General features: G+C 66.6%; 18 protein-coding genes. 12 read left to right on the top strand and 6 right to left on the bottom strand.

Features of this window, described 5'->3' with window-relative positions; translation table 11 throughout:
* Window positions 1-137: 137 nt before the first annotated feature.
* The gene (locus tag KV110_RS37475) at window positions 138-722 is read left to right on the top strand and encodes a Uma2 family endonuclease (RefSeq protein ID WP_218471853.1); all 585 of its coding nucleotides are present in this window, start codon (window positions 138-140) and stop codon (window positions 720-722) included.
* Between the two features lie 68 nt (window positions 723-790).
* Here the strand turns inward: KV110_RS37475 and KV110_RS37470 are convergent, their stop codons facing one another.
* Window positions 791-1,159: a glyoxalase superfamily protein gene (locus KV110_RS37470; RefSeq protein WP_218471852.1), complete on the bottom strand. Its 369-nt coding sequence runs from the start codon at window positions 1,157-1,159 to the stop codon at window positions 791-793.
* Window positions 1,160-1,217: 58 nt separating this feature from the next.
* Between KV110_RS37470 and KV110_RS37465 the strand changes: the two genes are divergently transcribed.
* Window positions 1,218-1,421 carry a hypothetical protein gene (locus KV110_RS37465; RefSeq protein WP_218471851.1) on the top strand — a complete coding sequence of 68 codons (204 nt, stop codon included), beginning with the start codon at window positions 1,218-1,220 and terminating at the stop codon, window positions 1,419-1,421.
* 8 nt (window positions 1,422-1,429) lie between these two features.
* Here KV110_RS37465 and KV110_RS37460 read toward each other — a convergent pair whose 3' ends face one another.
* On the bottom strand, window positions 1,430-1,921 hold the full coding sequence (locus KV110_RS37460) for a SixA phosphatase family protein (protein ID WP_218471850.1): 492 nt from the start codon (window positions 1,919-1,921) through the stop codon (window positions 1,430-1,432).
* A 158-nt stretch (window positions 1,922-2,079) separates the two neighbouring features.
* On the opposite strand from KV110_RS37460, the gene KV110_RS37455 reads away from it, so the two are divergent.
* Window positions 2,080-3,750, top strand: a complete 1,671-nt coding sequence (locus tag KV110_RS37455; protein WP_218471849.1) for an FAD-dependent oxidoreductase — start codon at window positions 2,080-2,082, stop codon at window positions 3,748-3,750.
* 46 nt (window positions 3,751-3,796) lie between these two features.
* On the opposite strand, the gene KV110_RS37450 is transcribed toward KV110_RS37455, so the two are convergent.
* Entirely contained in the window at window positions 3,797-4,573 is a 777-nt protein-coding gene (locus KV110_RS37450) for an acyl-[acyl-carrier-protein] thioesterase (protein WP_218471848.1), read from the bottom strand.
* A gap of 395 nt (window positions 4,574-4,968) precedes the next feature.
* On the opposite strand from KV110_RS37450, the gene KV110_RS37445 reads away from it, so the two are divergent.
* Genes KV110_RS37445 through KV110_RS37435 form a run of 3 tightly spaced genes read left to right on the top strand, consistent with a single transcriptional unit; the run spans window position 4,969 to window position 9,979 of the window.
* A complete protein-coding gene (locus tag KV110_RS37445) occupies window positions 4,969-6,825 on the top strand; it encodes a serine/threonine-protein kinase (protein ID WP_218471847.1) in 1,857 nt (618 codons plus the stop codon).
* Entirely contained in the window at window positions 6,825-8,765 is a 1,941-nt protein-coding gene (locus tag KV110_RS37440) for a serine/threonine-protein kinase (RefSeq protein ID WP_218471846.1), read from the top strand. Before KV110_RS37445 ends, KV110_RS37440 begins: the two co-directional genes overlap by 1 nt.
* Complete coding sequence (locus KV110_RS37435; RefSeq protein ID WP_218471845.1) at window positions 8,765-9,979, top strand: DUF7373 family lipoprotein; 1,215 nt, start codon at window positions 8,765-8,767, stop codon at window positions 9,977-9,979. Before KV110_RS37440 ends, KV110_RS37435 begins: the two co-directional genes overlap by 1 nt.
* A gap of 16 nt (window positions 9,980-9,995) precedes the next feature.
* Here the strand turns inward: KV110_RS37435 and KV110_RS37430 are convergent, their stop codons facing one another.
* Together KV110_RS37430 and KV110_RS37425 are read right to left on the bottom strand one after the other, a co-directional pair.
* Complete coding sequence (locus tag KV110_RS37430) at window positions 9,996-11,156, bottom strand: transglycosylase SLT domain-containing protein (RefSeq protein WP_218471844.1); 1,161 nt, start codon at window positions 11,154-11,156, stop codon at window positions 9,996-9,998.
* Window positions 11,153-11,476 (bottom strand): type VII secretion target, encoded by a 324-nt coding sequence (locus KV110_RS37425; protein WP_218471843.1) that lies wholly within the window; start codon window positions 11,474-11,476, stop codon window positions 11,153-11,155. The genes KV110_RS37430 and KV110_RS37425 overlap by 4 nt, the downstream gene beginning before the upstream one ends.
* Before the next feature lie 201 nt (window positions 11,477-11,677).
* Here KV110_RS37425 and KV110_RS37420 point away from each other — a divergent pair, with 201 nt between their 5' ends.
* Together KV110_RS37420 and KV110_RS37415 are read left to right on the top strand one after the other, a co-directional pair.
* Complete coding sequence (locus tag KV110_RS37420; RefSeq protein ID WP_218471842.1) at window positions 11,678-12,652, top strand: NADPH:quinone oxidoreductase family protein; 975 nt, start codon at window positions 11,678-11,680, stop codon at window positions 12,650-12,652.
* Between the two features lie 73 nt (window positions 12,653-12,725).
* Window positions 12,726-13,835: a winged helix DNA-binding domain-containing protein gene (locus KV110_RS37415; protein ID WP_218471841.1), complete on the top strand. Its 1,110-nt coding sequence runs from the start codon at window positions 12,726-12,728 to the stop codon at window positions 13,833-13,835.
* Window positions 13,836-13,839: 4 nt separating this feature from the next.
* Here the strand turns inward: KV110_RS37415 and KV110_RS37410 are convergent, their stop codons facing one another.
* On the bottom strand, window positions 13,840-14,364 hold the full coding sequence (locus KV110_RS37410) for an Lrp/AsnC family transcriptional regulator (RefSeq protein ID WP_218471840.1): 525 nt from the start codon (window positions 14,362-14,364) through the stop codon (window positions 13,840-13,842).
* Window positions 14,365-14,535: 171 nt separating this feature from the next.
* Between KV110_RS37410 and hppD the strand changes: the two genes are divergently transcribed.
* The 4 genes from hppD to KV110_RS37390 all read left to right on the top strand — a co-directional run bounded on the left by hppD (window position 14,536) and on the right by KV110_RS37390 (window position 17,178).
* Window positions 14,536-15,738 (top strand): 4-hydroxyphenylpyruvate dioxygenase, encoded by a 1,203-nt coding sequence (hppD, locus tag KV110_RS37405; protein ID WP_218471839.1) that lies wholly within the window; start codon window positions 14,536-14,538, stop codon window positions 15,736-15,738.
* A 67-nt stretch (window positions 15,739-15,805) separates the two neighbouring features.
* On the top strand, window positions 15,806-16,012 hold the full coding sequence (locus tag KV110_RS37400; RefSeq protein WP_218471838.1) for a hypothetical protein: 207 nt from the start codon (window positions 15,806-15,808) through the stop codon (window positions 16,010-16,012).
* Window positions 16,013-16,073: 61 nt separating this feature from the next.
* Window positions 16,074-16,601, top strand: coding sequence for a DUF3558 domain-containing protein (locus KV110_RS37395; RefSeq protein ID WP_218471837.1), 528 nt, complete (start codon window positions 16,074-16,076; stop codon window positions 16,599-16,601).
* A 13-nt stretch (window positions 16,602-16,614) separates the two neighbouring features.
* Window positions 16,615-17,178 (top strand): DUF3558 domain-containing protein, encoded by a 564-nt coding sequence (locus tag KV110_RS37390; protein ID WP_218471836.1) that lies wholly within the window; start codon window positions 16,615-16,617, stop codon window positions 17,176-17,178.
* Window positions 17,179-17,328 lie beyond the last annotated feature (150 nt).

The raw sequence follows: 17,328 nt of genomic DNA, 5'->3' as shown, positions 1-17,328 counted from the left end.
CACCGACGACGCTAGTCACCTGGAGTGCACTCCAAGCAAGTCCAATCTACGTAAAACCGAGGTCGGGTTACGGCCGAGTGCGTACCTTGCGTGGGACACTGGAGCCGACCAGGGGCGGGACGAGCTGAGGAGCGAGGGTGACGGCACTTCCGAAACCGTGGCAGCTGCTGACGATTGCCGATTATTTGGCACTTCCTGAGGACGAGCTGTGCCATCGGGAGTTGCAAGAGGGGGTTCTTACCATTTCGCCGTCGCCGAAGCCGGAACACAACGTCGCGGGTGCCGAGCTCTACGTCCAGGTGAAGCCTCAGCTTCCGCGGGACCTGATTGCCGTGCCCGATGTCGACCTCGACCTGCAGTTGGTTCCGGAGGATGGGCCCGCCACGGTCCGTCGGCCGGATCTGGTTGTGGTCGAACGCGCCGAATTCAAACGAGTTCGTGCCGAAGCGGGAATCCTCCGCGCATCCGCTGTCCATCTTGTTGTAGAGATCGTCTCGCCGGGCTCCCGGCGAACGGATTACGTCATGAAGCGAAGCGAGTACGCAGACGCTGGAATTCCGCACTACTGGATCATCGACCTGAGCCCGCCACTCAGCTTGGTAGCTTTCCGGCACACCGAAGAGCTCGGGTACGTCGATGACGGCGAGGTGACCGATGTCTACACAACCACCTCGCCGTGCCCGCTGACCATCCGGTTGGACCTATTGGAGGAGCTGGACTGACGTGAGTGGCGTAACCGCCACTCCGAGCTCCGGAGTCCGACCTCGGTCACGGGTCGAAAGGCCCTACGTCAGTTGTACTTCGGCAGTTCCTGCACAGCCCACTGGTTCCCATCCGGATCAGCGAAGTACGTGAACTTCCCCCAGTCGAGCGTCTCCACCGGCTTCGCCTCCACCCCGGCGGCCACCAGTTGCTGGTACGCGTCCTCCGCGCTGGCCACCACCACCTGCATGCCACGCACACTGCCCGGCGCCGCGTCGGTGATGCCTTCCCCGATACAGATGGAGCATCCCGAACCGGGCGGCGTGAGCTGCACGAACCGTATGTTCTCGTCGACCCGATGATCGTGATCGGCGTTGAAACCGATCTTGGTGTAGAAGTCCTTCGCGCGATCCACGTCGGTTACCGGGATCGCGATGAGCTCGATTTTCCAATCCATCGCCCGAGCATCCCATCGGTCACCGACAAAGTCCTGACTTCCGGCCTACGCTGGTGGCATGCCTGGTAAGGACGTCAACCGGATCAGGGCCCGTTCGGCCCTCGCGACGGTCAAGGAAAGCCCCGTGATCACCGCCATCGCGGTGGCGCCGGTGGTGCTCGCGCTCGCCGTCGTGTGGTGGCTGCTCGGCGGGTTCGCCGCGTTCGTGCTGCTGGTCATCCTCGGCGCGGTCGTGGTGGTCGGCGGCAAGCTGCTGCGCTGACCAACGACTCAGCGGGGTATGTGGAAACGCACCAGCTCACCGGTTCCCGGATCGACCTGCCGCCACGGTCGGTCGAACTCGAGCACCGCAAGTGCGGAGGTCGGGAACTTTCGACTGAGCTCGATGGCGGGCGTCGAACTCCGATTGCTCGCCAACTCCCATGCGGTCCACGGCATTCCGGGCGCGTGCCCGATCACCAGCAGCGTCGACACGTCGTCGTCGCTGAGTTGGACCAGCTCGATGAGGCTTTGCGGCGAGGCTTCGTAGATCCCGGCCTCATAGACGACCGGCGCGTCGATGCCGGTGGCCGCCAATGTCTCCCTGGTGCGGGTCGCCGTGGAACACCGCACCGCGTCGATCGGCGGCTGGGTTTCGCGCAACCATGCGCCGGCCAGTCCGGCCTCGCGCTGTCCGCGCGGCGCCAGCGGGCGCTCGTGGTCGCCGACACCGTCGGGATACGCCGACTTGCCGTGTCGCATGAGGATCAGAGTCCGCACCATGGGGATACCGTAAGGCCTCCGGTCGCATGGCCTCGACCACACTCGAGGCAAACTGAAAGCGGCGTCACATCGCGGTGGTTCCGCGTCGTGATGTTTCTGTCCACCTCTGCCCACCGGGTGGCCTACAGCCCACGTACATCTTCGAGGATCTGCACAATATGGCCTACGTAATCACGCAGCGTTGTTGCAACGACGCCAGCTGCGTTTCCGAGTGCCCAGTCGATTGCATCCGTCCGACCCCGGATCAACCGGAGTTCGCGACCACCGAGATGCTCTACATCGACCCCGACACCTGTATCGACTGCGGTGCGTGCGTCGACGCGTGCCCGGTGGAGGCCATCTTCTCCGAGGACGACCTGACCGCATCGCTGGCCCGATACCGCGACATCAACGCCGCGTATTTCGAACGGCACCCGCTCGAATCCAACTTCGACCCGATCGTGACGCCGCCGCGGCCGCCGAAGGAACTCGGCACGCTGCGGGTGGCGATCGTCGGCGCCGGTCCCGCGGCCTGCTACGCGGCCGACGAGCTGCTGCGCCGAGCGGACGTGGAGATCGAGATGTTCGACCGGGTGCCGACGCCGTGGGGTCTGGTCCGGGCGGGCGTCGCGCCCGATCATCCGGGCACCAAGACGGTGTCGAGCTTGTTCGAGTCCGCGTTCCGGCGGGAAGCACTGCAGTACTACCTCAACGTCGAGGTCGGCACGCACATCTCGCACGAGGAACTGCTGCGCCACCACCACGCCGTCATCTACGCGGTCGGCGCGTCGACCGACCGCCGCCTCGACGTGCCCGGCGAGGATCTGCCGGGCAGCCACTCGGCCACCGAGTTCGTCGCCTGGTACAACGGCCACCCGGACTTCGCGGACCGGCAGTTCGACCTGTCCGGCGAGCGCGCGGTGATCGTCGGCAACGGCAATGTCGCGCTCGACGTCGCCCGCGTCTTGACGGTCTCGCCAGACGAACTGGCCAAGACCGACATCGCCGACCATGCGCTGGACGCCCTGCGCCACAGCAATATTCGCGAGGTGGTCGTGCTCGGCAGGCGCGGCCCGCTACAGGCGGCGTACACGTCTTCGGAGTTCCTGGCGCTGGCCCACCTCAACGGCATCGACGTCATCGTCGACGAGGCCGACCTCGCGCTCGATCACGCCAGCCAGGCACTGCTGGACGATCCGAACGTCGAGCCGTCGCTGAAGCTCAAATACACCCTCGCCGAGGAGTACGCGGGCGGGCGGCGCGATCCGAACCACAAGCGGATCGTCTTCCGCTACCTGGCCTCGCCGACCGCGCTCACCGGCACCGACCGGGTCGAGTCGATCGAGTTCGTGCACAACGAATTGTTCGAGGAGAACGGCCAATTGGTGGCGCGGGCGACCGACCGCACCGAGCGGATGGACGCCGGGCTGGTGCTGCGGTCCATCGGATACCGCGGCGCGGCCGTGGCCGACCTGCCCTTCGACGAGCGGCGCGGGGTCATGCCGAACGAACACGGCCGAGTAATCGGCGCGGACGGCACCCCGCTGTCCGGCGTGTACGTCAGCGGCTGGATCAAGCGTGGTCCCCGCGGTGTCATCGGCTCGAACCGGATCGACGCCGAGGAAACCGTCGAGAACCTGATCGCCGACTTCACCTCGGGCAAACTCGGTGCGCCCGAGGCGGATCGCGCCTCGTTGAAGGCATTGCTCGGGCAGCGGCACGCCGACCTGGTGGACCGGGAAGGGTGGCGGGCGATCGATCAGGCCGAGCGGGCGGCGGGCAAGTCCGCGGGACGGCCGCGGGTCAAGTTCACCACCCGAGAGGATTTGCTGAAGGCCGCGCGCGGCTGAGTACGCCGACGCCGACCGGGATCCGCGAGGTTCCGGTCGGCGTGCTTCATTCGGGTGGCAACGGCATGATGCGGACGACGGTCGTGGTCGTTCCACCGACCACGAACCAAAGCCGGAGTACCGGCCGCCCGGTGCGGTCACCCGGCTCGTAGCGGCTGCGGACGGTGACGTGCTGGCGCGCGAGCACCGGCGCGACGTACTCGATGACCGCCCGATGCGGACCGGCGAGCAGCTTGGGGTACTCGACCATGAACTGTTCCACCGCCTGCCAGTAACAGGCGTTGTTGACGTGGTTGTACTGGTCGATATCGGTCGCCCGCACCGGGAACGGCATATCGGTGTCGGACTCCGCCGGTGCGGTGTCGGTCAGGTACGGCCGCCAGCGCAGCCGATGCTCCTGCGTTGTCTGCCCGAGATAGGCCAGGCCCTCGTCACTGATCCGCGCGGGCATCCCGGTCGACTCGCTGATGTTGATCCAGAAGCCCTCTGTCTCGATCAGCCCGCCGTTCGTGCTGGTGACGCGCACCCGCATATTGGTCCAGCGGGTCGACAGCGCCGAGCACCAGCGCAGCAGTTGTACCTCGTCCGGCCACAGGATCGGCCGGATGACGTCGATCACCGTGCGGCGCACAATCCAATTCGGGTCGGTGCGGTGAAAGAACGTCTTATGCAGATTTTCCCAGGCGATGTCCTGCAGGTAGCGGGCGATGGCGTCGAAACGCAGCCGATCGTAGGGGTCCACATCGCCTGCCCGGATGGGCCACGCAGAAGCAAAGCCCATGCCCTCCTGGGGAAGCGGGGCGAGTGGCTGATCGAGTGACACTGGTGCTCCTCGCGCTGCACGGTGTGCCGCGTTCTTCGTGTGGTGCTGTTGTGAGACGACTTTACGGGGCTTACGTCACACCATCGCGCCGAGTGCGGCCCTACCCAGGTATATACCCGCAAATAACGTCTGTACCAGCAAGCATGACGCATTTGAAGCTGCTGGGGAACTCGACAAACCGGTCGACTGGTCCCGGCGACGGCCGGAATCCGCCACCTCCACGACCTCCTGTCGCGGAACCGATCGGTGATCTTGCCCCCGCCAGCCGGGCACGGGTCGGGCCGCGCGTGGGCCGGAGCGTCGGTACGGCCGGGCTTCGGCGTCGGCCGGACACCGGGACGCGTCACCCGTGCGCCGGTACGATCCCCGACAAGCACTCCAGGGGAGGGGACACGGTGAAGCCGCTCGGCCCACACGATCCGCGCACGGCGGGTCGCCACCGCCTGATCGCGGTCATCGGCCAGGGCGCCATGGGTCGAGTGCTGCTCGGCCGCTCACCGGACGGACGTCTGGTCGCGGTCAAGATGATCCACCACCATTTGGCCAGGAACGCCGAGTTCCGCACCCGCTTCCGCCTCGAAGTCCAAGCCTCCCAACGGGTAACCGGCGCCTACACCGCCGCCGTCATGGACGCCGACGCCGACGCCGAGGAACCCTGGCTGGCCTCGGTTTTCGTCCCCGGCCCTGACCTGCGCGCCGCCATCGAACAGCATGGCCCGATGTCACTCGGCGGCCTCCGGCTGCTGACCGCGGGTCTGGGGTCCGCCCTGCTGGAAATCCACCGCGCTGGCATGATCCACCGCGACCTCAAACCCACGAATGTCCTGCTCGCCGAAGACGGCCCACGCGTCATCGATTTCGGTATCGCCCGCGCGGTGGTGCCCGACCTCCAGCTCACCAGCACCGGCACGCTGCTCGGCTCGCCGGCCTTCATGTCCCCCGAACAGGCGTCGGGCCACGAACTCAGCACCGCCAGTGACGTTTTCTCGGTCGGCGCGATGCTGGTGCTCGCGGCGACGGGGCAGCGCCCGTTCCTCGGCGCATCGGCACCGCAGACGCTGTACAACGTCGTGCACCAGCACCCGGATACGAGTCGAGTGCCATCGGTACTGCGGCACCTCGTGGCTGCCTGCTTGGACAAGAACCCCGCGAATCGTCCGGATCCGACGCAGCTGATCGACTCGGTGGCGGCGATTACCGCCCGCGCCGCCTGGCCCGCGGGGATCCGCAGGCAGATCATCCAGGACCGTGCGGAGGCCGAGCGTTGGGCCGATTCCGGCGGTGAGGTGCCGGATCGCCCCGCGCCGCGGCGCACCGCGAGATGGGTTGCGGCGGCGGCTGTGCTGGTTCTGCTGGCCGCAGGCGCGGTGACGATATTCCTCGTGGACCGCGGTAGCCCGCCCGAGGCCGCCGATCCGCTCGCGAACCGCACGCTGGAACTGACCGATGAACAATTGCGCCTCGCCGACACCTGCGCGTTGCTCGGCAACGATGTCGTCGGCAGCTTGGGACAGCCGGTCAAGCCCGAGCTGGCGGATTCGTCGCGCTGCGGAACGCCATTCGTCGAAACGGACGGACGACAGGTCCGGATGGACCTTGCTGTCGGAACATCGGTGGCAGCCGGAAGGCAGCTGGCCGAGCAGGTGGCGGATCGCTCCGTTCTCGACACCACGACGCAGGCGGGCTCCTGCGGGCGCGCGGTGGCGGTACGCACCCAGCCGACACTCGGCGTCGAAGTAAAAATCACCGAGGCCGAAGGCGATTCCTGCAAGCTGGCGGCTGACGCGTTGAAAGCTGTTGTCACTCGCCTTGTCACAAATCCGCCGAGCGTGCAGCCGCCGAAAACGTCTGTCGTCCGGCTTGTTCCATGTGAATCGGTGGACCAGGCCATCGTCGCCGCACATGTAGGCGCTGGTGTCCAGCCGACGATCGTGGACGCCCACACCTGCACCTGGCCGGGCGCCCCGTTCGTGATCACGCTGCACACGGCCGAAGCTAAGCGAGTCGACTCCGACCCGAGGTACACCGCACTCTTCGTGAACGGCGGCAAACTCGGCGACTTCCCGTCGGCGCGCCGGATCGACCCTGACGGAACGTGCGCGACCTACTATCTGGTGCGCCCGACCATCGAAGATCGAGGAGAAGTGATCGCCGTGACCGCGCGACCGGCAGCGGTTGCCGCCGCTGAAACAGCCTGTGCCACAACCGAAGCGATAATCACCGGGGTCGCGGCCCGGATGGGGAGTTCCTGATGGTGACACGTCTCGAGCCCGGCGACCCCGACCGGATCGGCAGGTACCGGCTGCTCGGCCAACTCGGCTCCGGCGGAATGGGGCGGGTCCTACTCGGTGTCGGGCCGGACGGCCGGTTGGTCGCGATCAAGCAGGTGCATCAGCACCTGGTGACCGAGTCGGACTTCCTGCCGCGGTTCCGCCGCGAGGTGCAGACCTCCGCGCAGGTCTCCGGTGCCTTTACCGCCGCGGTGATCGACTTCGATGTCGACTCGGAAACGCCATGGCTGGCGTCGGTTTTCGTCCCCGGCGTGCCGTTGGACAAGGCCGTCAAGGATTTCGGCCCGCTGACCGCCGACGAAGTGCACAAGCTCGCGGTCGGGCTCGCCGCCGCGCTGGTGGCCATCCACGGCGCCGGACTCATCCATCGGGATCTGAAGCCCGCCAATGTGATTCTCGCCGAGGACGGGCCACGCGTCATCGACTTCGGTATCGCGCGGGCGGTCGAGGGCCGTTCCGAGCTCACGCACACCGGCTCGATCATCGGTTCACCCGCGTTCATGTCGCCGGAACAGGCACAATCGCTGCCGCTCACTTCCGCCAGCGACGTCTTCTCCCTCGGCGCCGTGCTCGCGATGGCGGCCGGTGGCACCAGCCCGTTCGCCGGATCGTCCCTACCGCACACGCTGTACAACATCGTGCACACCGAACCCGGCCTGAGCGGATTGCCGTCCGAGGTACGGGAATTGGTGCTGCCGTGCCTGAGCAAGGATCCGCGGGACCGCCCGACGCCAGCTCAGCTCCTCGACTTTCTCGGCCCGCTGCCGCCGCAGCATCGGCCCTGGTCGGCCGAGGTGCATCAGGCGATCAATGAACAGGCGGCGGAGATGTCGGCGCTGCTGGCCGACCCGGAAGCTACCCAGCTGGTGGGCGCGGAGCCGTCGCCCATTGCGGCCTCGCACAGTGTCGACTTCGAGCAGCAGTTGCAAGCACTCGTCGAGATCCAACGCGCGAGCGCGCTGCGTAGGCGACGGAAGCGGGTGTTGATCGCGGCAGCGGCGGTGGTGCTCGTGGTCGGCGGCATCCTCGCCGGGCCCACCGTCTTCGGTGGCGGCGATGACCGCCCGGCCGCCGAGACGGTGAATCCGCTTGCGTCGCTGAACCTCACGAAGCTCCGCTCGGTAGACCTGTGCGCCGCGGTGGCCGAGCCACTGGTCGCATCGTTGGGAGACTGGACGAAGAAGCCGAGCTCGACCCGGTGGGGAACGTGTGCGGCCGAGGCGGGCGGCTATCAGTTCGACTTCGATATCAAGCGGGTCGAGGCCTATCGGGACAACGGTCGACGCGCCGAAGGAGTGCCGGTGCTGGAGGACGTGACCAGCGGAACCGACAGCTGCGGACGGGCGCTGTTCCCCGCGAACATGGATCCGCAGTTCGGTATCGCAGTCCGGGTGAAGGGTGCGCAATCCGACACGTTGTGCACCACCGCGGACGACGCTGCCGCCCAACTCGCGCATCGACTGGCCGAACAGCTGCCGCAGCTCCCGAACATTCGCAACTCACTCGCCAGGCACGACCCCTGTGCCCTCGTCGATTCGAGCGTGGTCAAGTTGAATATCGGCGAAAAGGTTCGCGGAGCCGCGGATTCGCTACATACCTGCACATGGATCTCGACCGGCACGGTCACGGTCTCGTTCGAACGCACGAAGATTCCCGTGCCGACCGAAAAGCCCATACCGTTCGACCTCGGTGGCGGCAATATCGTGTTCTTGGACGAGGCGGAATTGGGTTCGCCGACCTGTGTACGCCGCAGCCAGTATCGGCGCATCGATAACAGTGACGCGGAGGTGGTGACGGTGCAGGTCGATAACCCGACCATGTCGGAACATCCCGAATTCCGATGTCTGACAGCCCAATTGGTGCTGCAGAACATCTTGGAAAACCTACCGCAGGTGAGTTGATGAACTGGAATGCGCGAGCGGCCGTGGCGGTCTGCACCATCGTCGCCGCCGTAATCGGGGTGGGCGGATGTGCGTCGCCGGTGCGGGGGACCGGCGTTGCCGCGGAACTCGACGTGCGAACGTTGGATACGGGCAGGTTTCCGACCGCACCACCCAAAATGTCGGTCCTCCTGGATGATGTCGGATACGCCCGGCTGGAGGCTGCTCGAATGGCCGACGCCGTGCTGAGTCCACACGAGGTGGACCCGAAATACTCCACCGGGGCGTCGGCTCTCGTGCACACGGACGCGCAGTCGGTGACGCGGTACCTCGCCGAGCCGGTGCTCCCGGTGTTGCTGAAATACGGTTTCGTCCTGGGATTTTCGACCGGCTCGGCCGATGCTGTCCTACCGCTCACAACGGCGGCTTCCGGCAGCCACGAGCGGGAGGGGCTTACCGTGACGGTGTTGCGCTTCCCGGACGCGGCGGCGGCGAAGGCCGCGGCAGCCGAACTCGACGCCGTGGACTTCGCGCTCAATCCGGAAAACGTTGCCGTCACGCTGCCCAAATACGCTGATTCGCGGGCACATTGGCGTCCCTCGGTGCCGACGCTCGGTAGCACGACCGCACATGGGAGTTATGTGATCAGTGTGCTCGCGGATTCGCGGACGCCAGATATCAATCGACTGGTCGAGGCGACCCAGAAGTATCTCGACGCCGAGGTCATCGAGCTCGACAAATTCACGCCGACACCCGTCGGAAAGTTCAGCACGCTGCGCCAGGACCCGGACGGTCTGCTCGCCCGGGTCATCCACGACCAAGGTGTTGTTCCCCCGCCGGATGGTCAGGGTGAGGTGGTGCTGACGTTGCGCGGGTACCTCAACTATCTGCTGGATCAGTCGGGCCGGTTTCCGGTATTGCAGCGAGCGGGAGTCGATCGGGTCGCGGTGACAGCCGACGCTTTCGGCTTCCGCACCCGGGACGACGCCGCTGCGGCACGGTTCGTCACCGAGTCCGCGGAACTCGGTCCGGCCGTTGACCGTCGAGCTGTCGATCCGCCCGCGGATGTGCCCGGCGCATTGTGCGTACAGGACTATCTCGCGCCCAAGAATGGCCAATTCCGTTGCTTTGTCGCCTACCGGAAGTACGCGGCGCTGGTGCTCGGTGCCCGTTTGTGGGAAACCCAGCAGCGGGCAGCCGCGCAGTACGCGTTGCTCGCCAACAGTCAGCGGTGACCGGACAGGGTGGCGGTCAATAACCCTGGTACGCGCGACCTTGGCCGACCGCCACCACGCCGGGAACATTGTTGACCGAGCCATACGTGTCGATCGAGTAGCGAACGCCGGCGATGATGTTGTCCACCGGGTTCCAGATATCGTCGTGGCCGGGTGCCTTATAGGCGTTGAAGGTGCTGTCGATGGTCTGCATCAGCCCCTTCGATGGATGTCCCGCCACCCAGTTGCTGTCCCACCGGTTTTCCGCGTACGGGTTACCCGCCGATTCATGCTGGATGATCATGGCGATGGCCCGCTCATCGATGTCCTTGGGGTCGTAGCCCATTTCGATGAGTTTCTGTTTGGCCTCGGCGATCCATTTCGCGATATCACCGCTCGGCATCGGTCCGGTCGGGGCGCTCGAACTCGGTCCGCCCATATAAGGCGTGCCGGAAGCGGAGCCGGAGCCGTTGTAATTCCCCATCGCGTAGTTCGGCTTGTCCGACATGGAGGTCCCACTCACCGGTGACGCGCTCACCGGTGTTCCGTTGACCGGCATTCCGTTGACCGGTGTGCCGGAATTGACCCCGGCCGGTGCCGTGGTCGCCGCGGGCGCGACGTTCGCGCTCGGCTCACCGAGGCCACTGAACGCCTGCTCCAACTTCGCGATTGCGGTATCCAGTTGTGTCTTCGCTTGATTGGCAACAGTTTCGGCGGATTTCAACGCATTGGTGAGTTCCCAGGTACGAGATGCCGCCTGCAGGGACTCCTGGAAGACGAGGCCCTCCACGTTCGCCTTGTCCGCGTGCTCGCGCAGGTACGCGATCCGGGTGGTGGCATCGACCGTGCCGTTGGATTGCACGTCGAACGGAGGCGTCTGGTTGATCGCGTCGTCACGCAGTTGCAGCACCTTGGTTTTCGCCTCAACCAGGTTCTGCGTCTGCGTGGTGAAGGCGGTTTTCAGTTCCAGCAGCGCGGCGCTCACCGCTGAGGCGCGGGTCTTCTCGGTGTCCATTCGCGCGTTCGCCGCGGCGCCCGCCGTGCCGGACCACTTGTTCGAGTCCGCGAGCGATTTCGTCTCGGTGGAGCCCTTGCCGACGGCGGTGTCGAGACCCTGCGAGATGGTTCCCGCGTGTTCCCCGGCGGCGCTGAGCTGTTCGGGCTTCCAGTTGTCCACGTCGGGAATGGTGAGCGTCATGGCAGTCCGATCGCGCGGAGCTTCGCGGCGAAATCGTCTTCGGCCAGTTCGTATTTCCCCGCGGCGTTGTGCATGTTGTCGGCGATGGTGGTGAGTCGACTGCCGATCCGCTGCAGGCAACGGTTGACGACGTCGTTCGCCCGCTGTGCGGCAGCGCCGAATTCGGTGCCGGGCAGTGCCGTGGTCGCGATGGAAAACGCGTCCCCCGCGTTGAGTCCGGTCACCTCGCCCGCCTCGTTGCCGAGGGTTTGCGCGAACGACCGCAGCGCCTCGGGATCGACCTGCATGTTTGTCGCAGCAGGCTGATTGCGATCGACCATGAGTCCCCCTTCCCGCCCGACCGTAGGTCGCGGTCAGCATAGCAAAATGGGGTCCGCTGGACAGGGCCTCCGGCAGGCCGGAATGAGGGAGTCAGGGGCCGCCGCGGAGAGGTGGTCGAGCACGGCGCGCCCGCCCGCGTTACGTTGATCACGGCGGCACCGGCGAGGAAGAGGCAGGTGCCACGACAGAGAGGTCGGCAGATGCGCGCAGCCCAGGTCAGCAAGCTGGAGGGACCGGAGTCGGTCGAGGTGGTGGACATTCCGGAGCCCGCGGCCTATCCGGGCGCCGTGGTGATCGACGTGCACGCGGCCGGGGTCGCCTTCCCGGATGTGCTGATGACGCGCGGGCTGTACCAGATGAAGCCGGAGCTGCCGTTCGTCGTCGGCGGTGAGGTGGCCGGAATCGTGCGCGAGGCACCGGAGGGCGCGCACGTCGCGGCGGGTGACCGCGTCGTCGCGTTGACGCTGCTCGGCAATGCCATGGCCGAGGTGGCTGTCGCGCCCGCGCAGATGGTGTTCCGGCTGCCGGACAACGTTGCCCTCGAGGCCGGCGCCGGCATCCTGTTCAACGATCTGACCGTGCACTTCTGCCTGCGCAACCGCGGCAGGTTGGCCGCGGGCGAGACGGTGCTCGTGCACGGCGCCGCGGGCGGCATCGGCACCTCGACGCTGCGGATGGCGACCGCACTCGGAGCGGGCCGGGTGATCGCGGTAGTCAGCACCGAGCAGAAGGCCGAAGTCGCCCGGGCTAACGGCGCTACCGATGTGGTGCTGGCCGACGGCTGGCTCGCGGCGGTCAAGGAGCTGACCGGCGGTCGCGGTGTGGACATCGTGCTCGACCCGGTCGGTGGCGACCGGTTCACCGACAGCATCCGTTCGCTCGCCTCGGCGGGCCGGCTGCTGGTGGTCGGCTTCACCGCGGGCGAGATCCCCACCGTCAAGGTGAACCGGCTGCTGCTGAAGAACGTCGAGGTGATCGGTGCGGCCTGGGGCGAGTGGGTGATGACGCACCCCGGCTACCTGGCCGAGCAGTGGGCCGAGGTGGAGCCGCTGCTCGCGTCGGGCGAGATCGAGGCGCCGAAGCCGGTGCTGTACCCGCTGGAGCAGGCGGCCGAGGCGGTCGCCTCGCTGGACAATCGCACTGCCACCGGCAAGGTCGTGGTCACGCTGCGCTGACCCGGCAAGCTGGAGCGAAACATGAAGGTGGCCCGCCCGTCGCCCGACCACCACCCCTCACGGAATGCTGCGCATGCTGTCTAATCGGGTACTGAACCGCACGCTGCTCGCCCGCCAGCATTTGCTGGAGCGCTCACAGCTGACGGTGCACGAGATGTGCGATCACCTCATCGGCCTGCAAGCGCAGGACTCGCCGCCGCCGTTCGTCGCATTGTGGAGTCGGATAGCGGATTTCGACCCGGCAACCGTGTCGCAGGCGCTGGACGACCGCTCCCTGGTGCGAATCACCTTGATGCGCGGCACCATTCACCTGGTGACCCCGCCGGACGCACTGCGGATCGCGCCGCACGTGCAGCCGGAACTCGAAAAGGTCCCCTTCCGAAAGGGTTTCAACTACGGCGCGATGGTCGGCCTCGATCCCGACGAGGTCCGCGCGCACGGCGAGCAGGTGCTCGGCGATGAGCCGATGTCGGCCGCCGCCCTCCGGCAGCGGGCGGCCGAGCTCTACCCGGACCGCAACCCGAGCATGGTCGTGCAGACCTGGCTCTACCAGCTGCCGGTGCTGCAGACCCCGCCGCGCGGTAGGTGGAAGGACAGCAGCAGGCCGATCTGGTCGCGGGTCGAGCCATGGCTCGGCGCACCGCTCGACCCGACCTATCCGTTGGCGGAGTTGCTCTTTCGCTATCTGCGCGCCTTCGGCCCTGCCTCCACCATGGACATGCAGACCTGGTCGAAGCTGCTCGGCATGAAGAAGGCCGTCGAACAACTCGGCGACCGGGTACGCACCTACACCGACGAACGCGGCCGCACCCTCTACGACGTCGCCGACGGCGAACTCGCCGACCCGGAACTACCCGCCCCGGTGCGCCTCCTCGGCTGGTACGACAATGCCGTTCTCTCGCACCAGGACCGGACGAGGATCGTGCCCGACGGCACGGCGCCACACCTGCGCGCGTTCGCCGCCGCGGTCGCCCCGGTACTGGTCGACGGCTACCTCGCCGGTCTCTACAAGGTCTTCCCGGAAGCGGGCACAGCCCGGCTGCGGGTCAGCCCGACCCGGAAGTGGACGAAGGCCGAGCGTGCCGCCGTGGAAGCCGAATCGCACGCCCTGCTCGGCTTCCTGGAGGCCGACAAGGAACCGCGGGTGGAAATCCTCGAGGTGGACGCCGACCTGCGCCCATGAACCCTTACCTGTCGTGCGTCCCGCGATAGGCAGGCGCCTTCGTGGTCCCCGCCGGGTCGAGGGTGCGCAGCAGCGGCAGCGTGCGAAACGGCACCACGGTCGACAACACGATGACGCTGTGCGACCGCACCACCGACGAGGTCCGGTCGATGCTCAGCAGCACGGCCTGCAGCCCGGCATGCGAGTCCGCGCCGATCCGGCACCACACGTCGCCGGAGCCGGTGGTCGCGTAGGCCTCCAAAACCCCTGGTATCGCCTCGAGTTCGGCCGCCACCGAGTCCAGCTTGCCCTGCGCGATCTCCAGCGTGACGAACGCCTGCACATCGAAACCCGCTGCGGTGACGTCGATCTGCGGATCGTAGGACGCGATGACCCCGGATTCCTCCATGCGGCCGATCCGGGACTGCACCGTTGCCCTGGCCACCCGCGTCCGGCGGGACAGCTCGAGGATGCCCGCTTTCTGATATTCGTGCATCGCGGTCAGTATCGCGAGATCGAGTTCGTCCAGTTTCGCCGGCGTTCGTGACATGACGGCCTCCGTTTCGAGCACAGGCTGGGCTTCCAGCCCTGGATAGCACCAGCCAGCTGATGCTATTCAAATTGTCCAGCATCTCGGGGGACTTCCTAGCCGAATTCGCCACAGTGTCTACCGAAAATCACCGCTGTTGCCTATCGGCCGACCCTGACGATTACTTGGTGCATGACCATCGAGCACCTGCCGAATGCCCGGTCCAGCACGACCCCCGACGACGGTGAGCTGCGCCAGCTCGTCGGGCTCGTCGACCACGACGAGAGCGCCGATCCGTTCCCCGTGATCGGTTGGGACGCCCTCGTCTGGGTCGTGGGCAACGCGACACAGACCGCACATTTCCTGGAGTCCGCCTTCGGTATGCGACTGGAGGCCTATTCCGGTCCGGAGACCGGCAATCGCGATCACAAGGCGTATGTACTGCGTAGCGGCGGCGCCCGCTTCGTGGTCAAGGGCGCCGTCGACCCGGACAGCCCATTGGTCGCCCATCATGACCGGCACGGCGACGGTGTCGTCGACATCGCGCTCGAGGTGCCGGACGTGGACCGCTGCATCGAATGGGCGCGTACGCACGGCGCCACCGTCCTCGTCGAACCACATGACGACACAGACGAATTCGGCACCGTCCGGTCCGCCGCCATCGCCACCTACGGCGAAACCAGGCACACCCTGGTCGACCGTTCCGGCTATCACGGTCCGTACCTGCCCGGCTACATCACCCGACGCTCGCATTTCCAGCCGAGGGCGGGCGCCCCGAAGCGGCTGTTCCAGGCGATCGACCATGTCGTCGGCAACGTGGAGCTCGGCCAGATGGACGAGTGGGTCGAGTTCTACCGCCGCGTAATGGGTTTCACGAATATGGCCGAGTTCGTCGGGGATGACATCGCCACCGAGTACTCGGCGCTGATGAGCAAGGTCGTCGCCAACGGCAACCACCGGGTGAAGTTCCCGCTCAACGAGCCCGCCGTCAGCAAGAAGCGTTCCCAGATCGACGAATATCTCGAGTTCTATCGTGGTCCCGGCGTCCAGCACATCGCGCTCGCCACCGGCGACATCCTGGCCTGTGTCGACGCGCTGCGCCGGGAGGGCGTCGAATTCCTCGAAGCGCCCGACACCTACTACGAGGATCCCGAACTGCGCGCCCGCATCGGCCGGGTCCGCGTCCCGGTCGAAGAACTCAAGCGCCGCGGCATTCTGGTCGACCGGGACGAAGACGGCTACCTGCTGCAGATCTTCACCAAGCCGATCACCGATCGTCCCACCGTGTTCTTCGAACTGATCGAGCGCCACGGGTCCCTCGGCTTCGGCAAGGGCAATTTCAAGGCGCTCTTCCAGGCGATCGAACGCGAACAGGAGGCCCGCGGCAACCTGTGATCGGTTGTGGCCCTGAGTATCCGGCAGTACGCTCCGTGGATTCGCCGGATGCTTGGAGAGGGCCGCAGTGCTCGAACGAACTGCCGCGGCCTGCTCGCTCGCCGTCGCGCTCGCCCTCGGGGCCGGCGCGACGGCGCACGCGGACCCACCCCCGACCTACCACCCCACCCTCGACGATTGCCTCGCCGCCATGTCGAAGTACAAGTCCGGCCCGGCTCAGTGCACCTACATCGATTCGATCGGGGCCTACGAGTTACGCGTCCCCGGCGGGTAGTGGGGATCGGCGCGGCTCCGCGATCCCGGCTCGCCCGCCGCGCCGTGGGTAGAGTGCAGGCATGCGGATAGGGGCGTTGGTCGGCTGCGCGGCAGTGCTGTCGTTGATGCTGACGTCATGCGGCTCGGGTGGGGACTCCGATGACACGAGTACCCCGCTGCGTCCGCCACCGAAGGTCGCCACCCTCGGCCCGTTCGTCGGCGAGTGCGGACACGTCACCGACGACGAGGTGCGCGACATCGCCGGTCTCGGTCAGATCTCCCAGGCGCTGAAGAATTCGGTGGGCTGCAATTGGCAGTCGGCGGGACTCGGTTCGCCCAGCGTCACTTTCGCCTCCTACCGCGGCAGCCCGATCGACCGCGAGAAGGCCTGGGTGTCCACCCAGGGGCGCAACCCGCAGCCGATCAATGTCGGCGGTCGGACCGGCTGGCAGGCGCTCGAGCCGAACGGCCAGGTGTGCGATCTGGCGGTGCAACTCGATGACGACTTCTTCGAATGGTCCATGTCCTTCGGCATCTTCGGTGGCGACGGCAATCCGTGCGACCGGATGCGCAAGCTCGCGGAGCTGACCGTGCAGCGGCTGAAGTGAGGGGAGGACGGCAATGAATCATCGGCGCGGCTCGGCCCGCGGCATACTCACCGCGGCCGCCCTGTTGACCATCGCGGCCACCGCGACCGGCTGCGGCCAGACGATCAGCGGTTCGGCGTACCCCGCGGGCGCGGGGACCGGCGACAACGTCAACACCAAATTCGACAAACTGCTGCGCGAATGCGAAATAGTCACGCTGGACCAAGTCGCGGAGGCAGTGGCCAAGGGCTCCTACCCGCAGCAGTCGTTCTACGGCGCGGTCTGCATGTGGGACCTGCAGGGAGCGCCCGGCGGCAACGCCATGGTGACGCTGAACTGGTACGAGACCGGCGCACTGAACAACGAGAAGACCACCAACGATAAGCTCGGGTATCTCACCAACAACATCACCGTGCAGGGTCGACGGGCGTTGGAGACTCGGCGGCCGAACGATCCGGACTCCTGCGGTGTCAGTGCGGGCGCGGCCGACCAGGGCGTCATCGGGTTCTGGGTCAACTATCGTCCCGGCTCGGCGCACGCGGATCCGTGCGCCGCGGCGAAACAACTCGTAGAGTTGACGTTGAACTTGGCCAGGTAGCGGGGTCTCCAGTCACCCCGCTTTGACCCTGTGTCGCGTCCACGGGTATCGTGGATCGCTGTGCCCGGAAGCATGCGGGCAAGTTCGTGCGTGACCGTAGGCCAGCGAAAGCGGCTGACACCTCCAGCGTGCCCGCATTTCGGGCCCTAC

The organism is Nocardia iowensis, from assembly GCF_019222765.1.
In the GTDB taxonomy this organism is placed as follows: Bacteria; Actinomycetota; Actinomycetes; order Mycobacteriales; family Mycobacteriaceae; genus Nocardia; species Nocardia iowensis.
Note: the sequence above shows the minus strand (reverse complement) of the source record. Positions and strands in the feature narration are given on the sequence as shown.

Coding starts and splice junctions, on each gene's coding strand:
- KV110_RS37470 (WP_218471852.1), bottom strand. CDS start 1,159: ATGGATTGGAAAATCGAGCTCATCGCGATCCCGGTAACCGACGTGGAT.
- KV110_RS37455 (WP_218471849.1), top strand. CDS start 2,080: ATGGCCTACGTAATCACGCAGCGTTGTTGCAACGACGCCAGCTGCGTT.
- KV110_RS37410 (WP_218471840.1), bottom strand. CDS start 14,364: ATGTCACGAACGCCGGCGAAACTGGACGAACTCGATCTCGCGATACTG.
- hppD (WP_218471839.1), top strand. CDS start 14,536: ATGACCATCGAGCACCTGCCGAATGCCCGGTCCAGCACGACCCCCGAC.
- KV110_RS37440 (WP_218471846.1), top strand. CDS start 6,825: ATGGTGACACGTCTCGAGCCCGGCGACCCCGACCGGATCGGCAGGTAC.
- KV110_RS37395 (WP_218471837.1), top strand. CDS start 16,074: ATGCGGATAGGGGCGTTGGTCGGCTGCGCGGCAGTGCTGTCGTTGATG.
- KV110_RS37465 (WP_218471851.1), top strand. CDS start 1,218: ATGCCTGGTAAGGACGTCAACCGGATCAGGGCCCGTTCGGCCCTCGCG.
- KV110_RS37415 (WP_218471841.1), top strand. CDS start 12,726: ATGCTGTCTAATCGGGTACTGAACCGCACGCTGCTCGCCCGCCAGCAT.
- KV110_RS37430 (WP_218471844.1), bottom strand. CDS start 11,156: ATGACGCTCACCATTCCCGACGTGGACAACTGGAAGCCCGAACAGCTC.
- KV110_RS37390 (WP_218471836.1), top strand. CDS start 16,615: ATGAATCATCGGCGCGGCTCGGCCCGCGGCATACTCACCGCGGCCGCC.
- KV110_RS37435 (WP_218471845.1), top strand. CDS start 8,765: ATGAACTGGAATGCGCGAGCGGCCGTGGCGGTCTGCACCATCGTCGCC.
- KV110_RS37425 (WP_218471843.1), bottom strand. CDS start 11,476: ATGGTCGATCGCAATCAGCCTGCTGCGACAAACATGCAGGTCGATCCC.
- KV110_RS37460 (WP_218471850.1), bottom strand. CDS start 1,921: ATGGTGCGGACTCTGATCCTCATGCGACACGGCAAGTCGGCGTATCCC.
- KV110_RS37420 (WP_218471842.1), top strand. CDS start 11,678: ATGCGCGCAGCCCAGGTCAGCAAGCTGGAGGGACCGGAGTCGGTCGAG.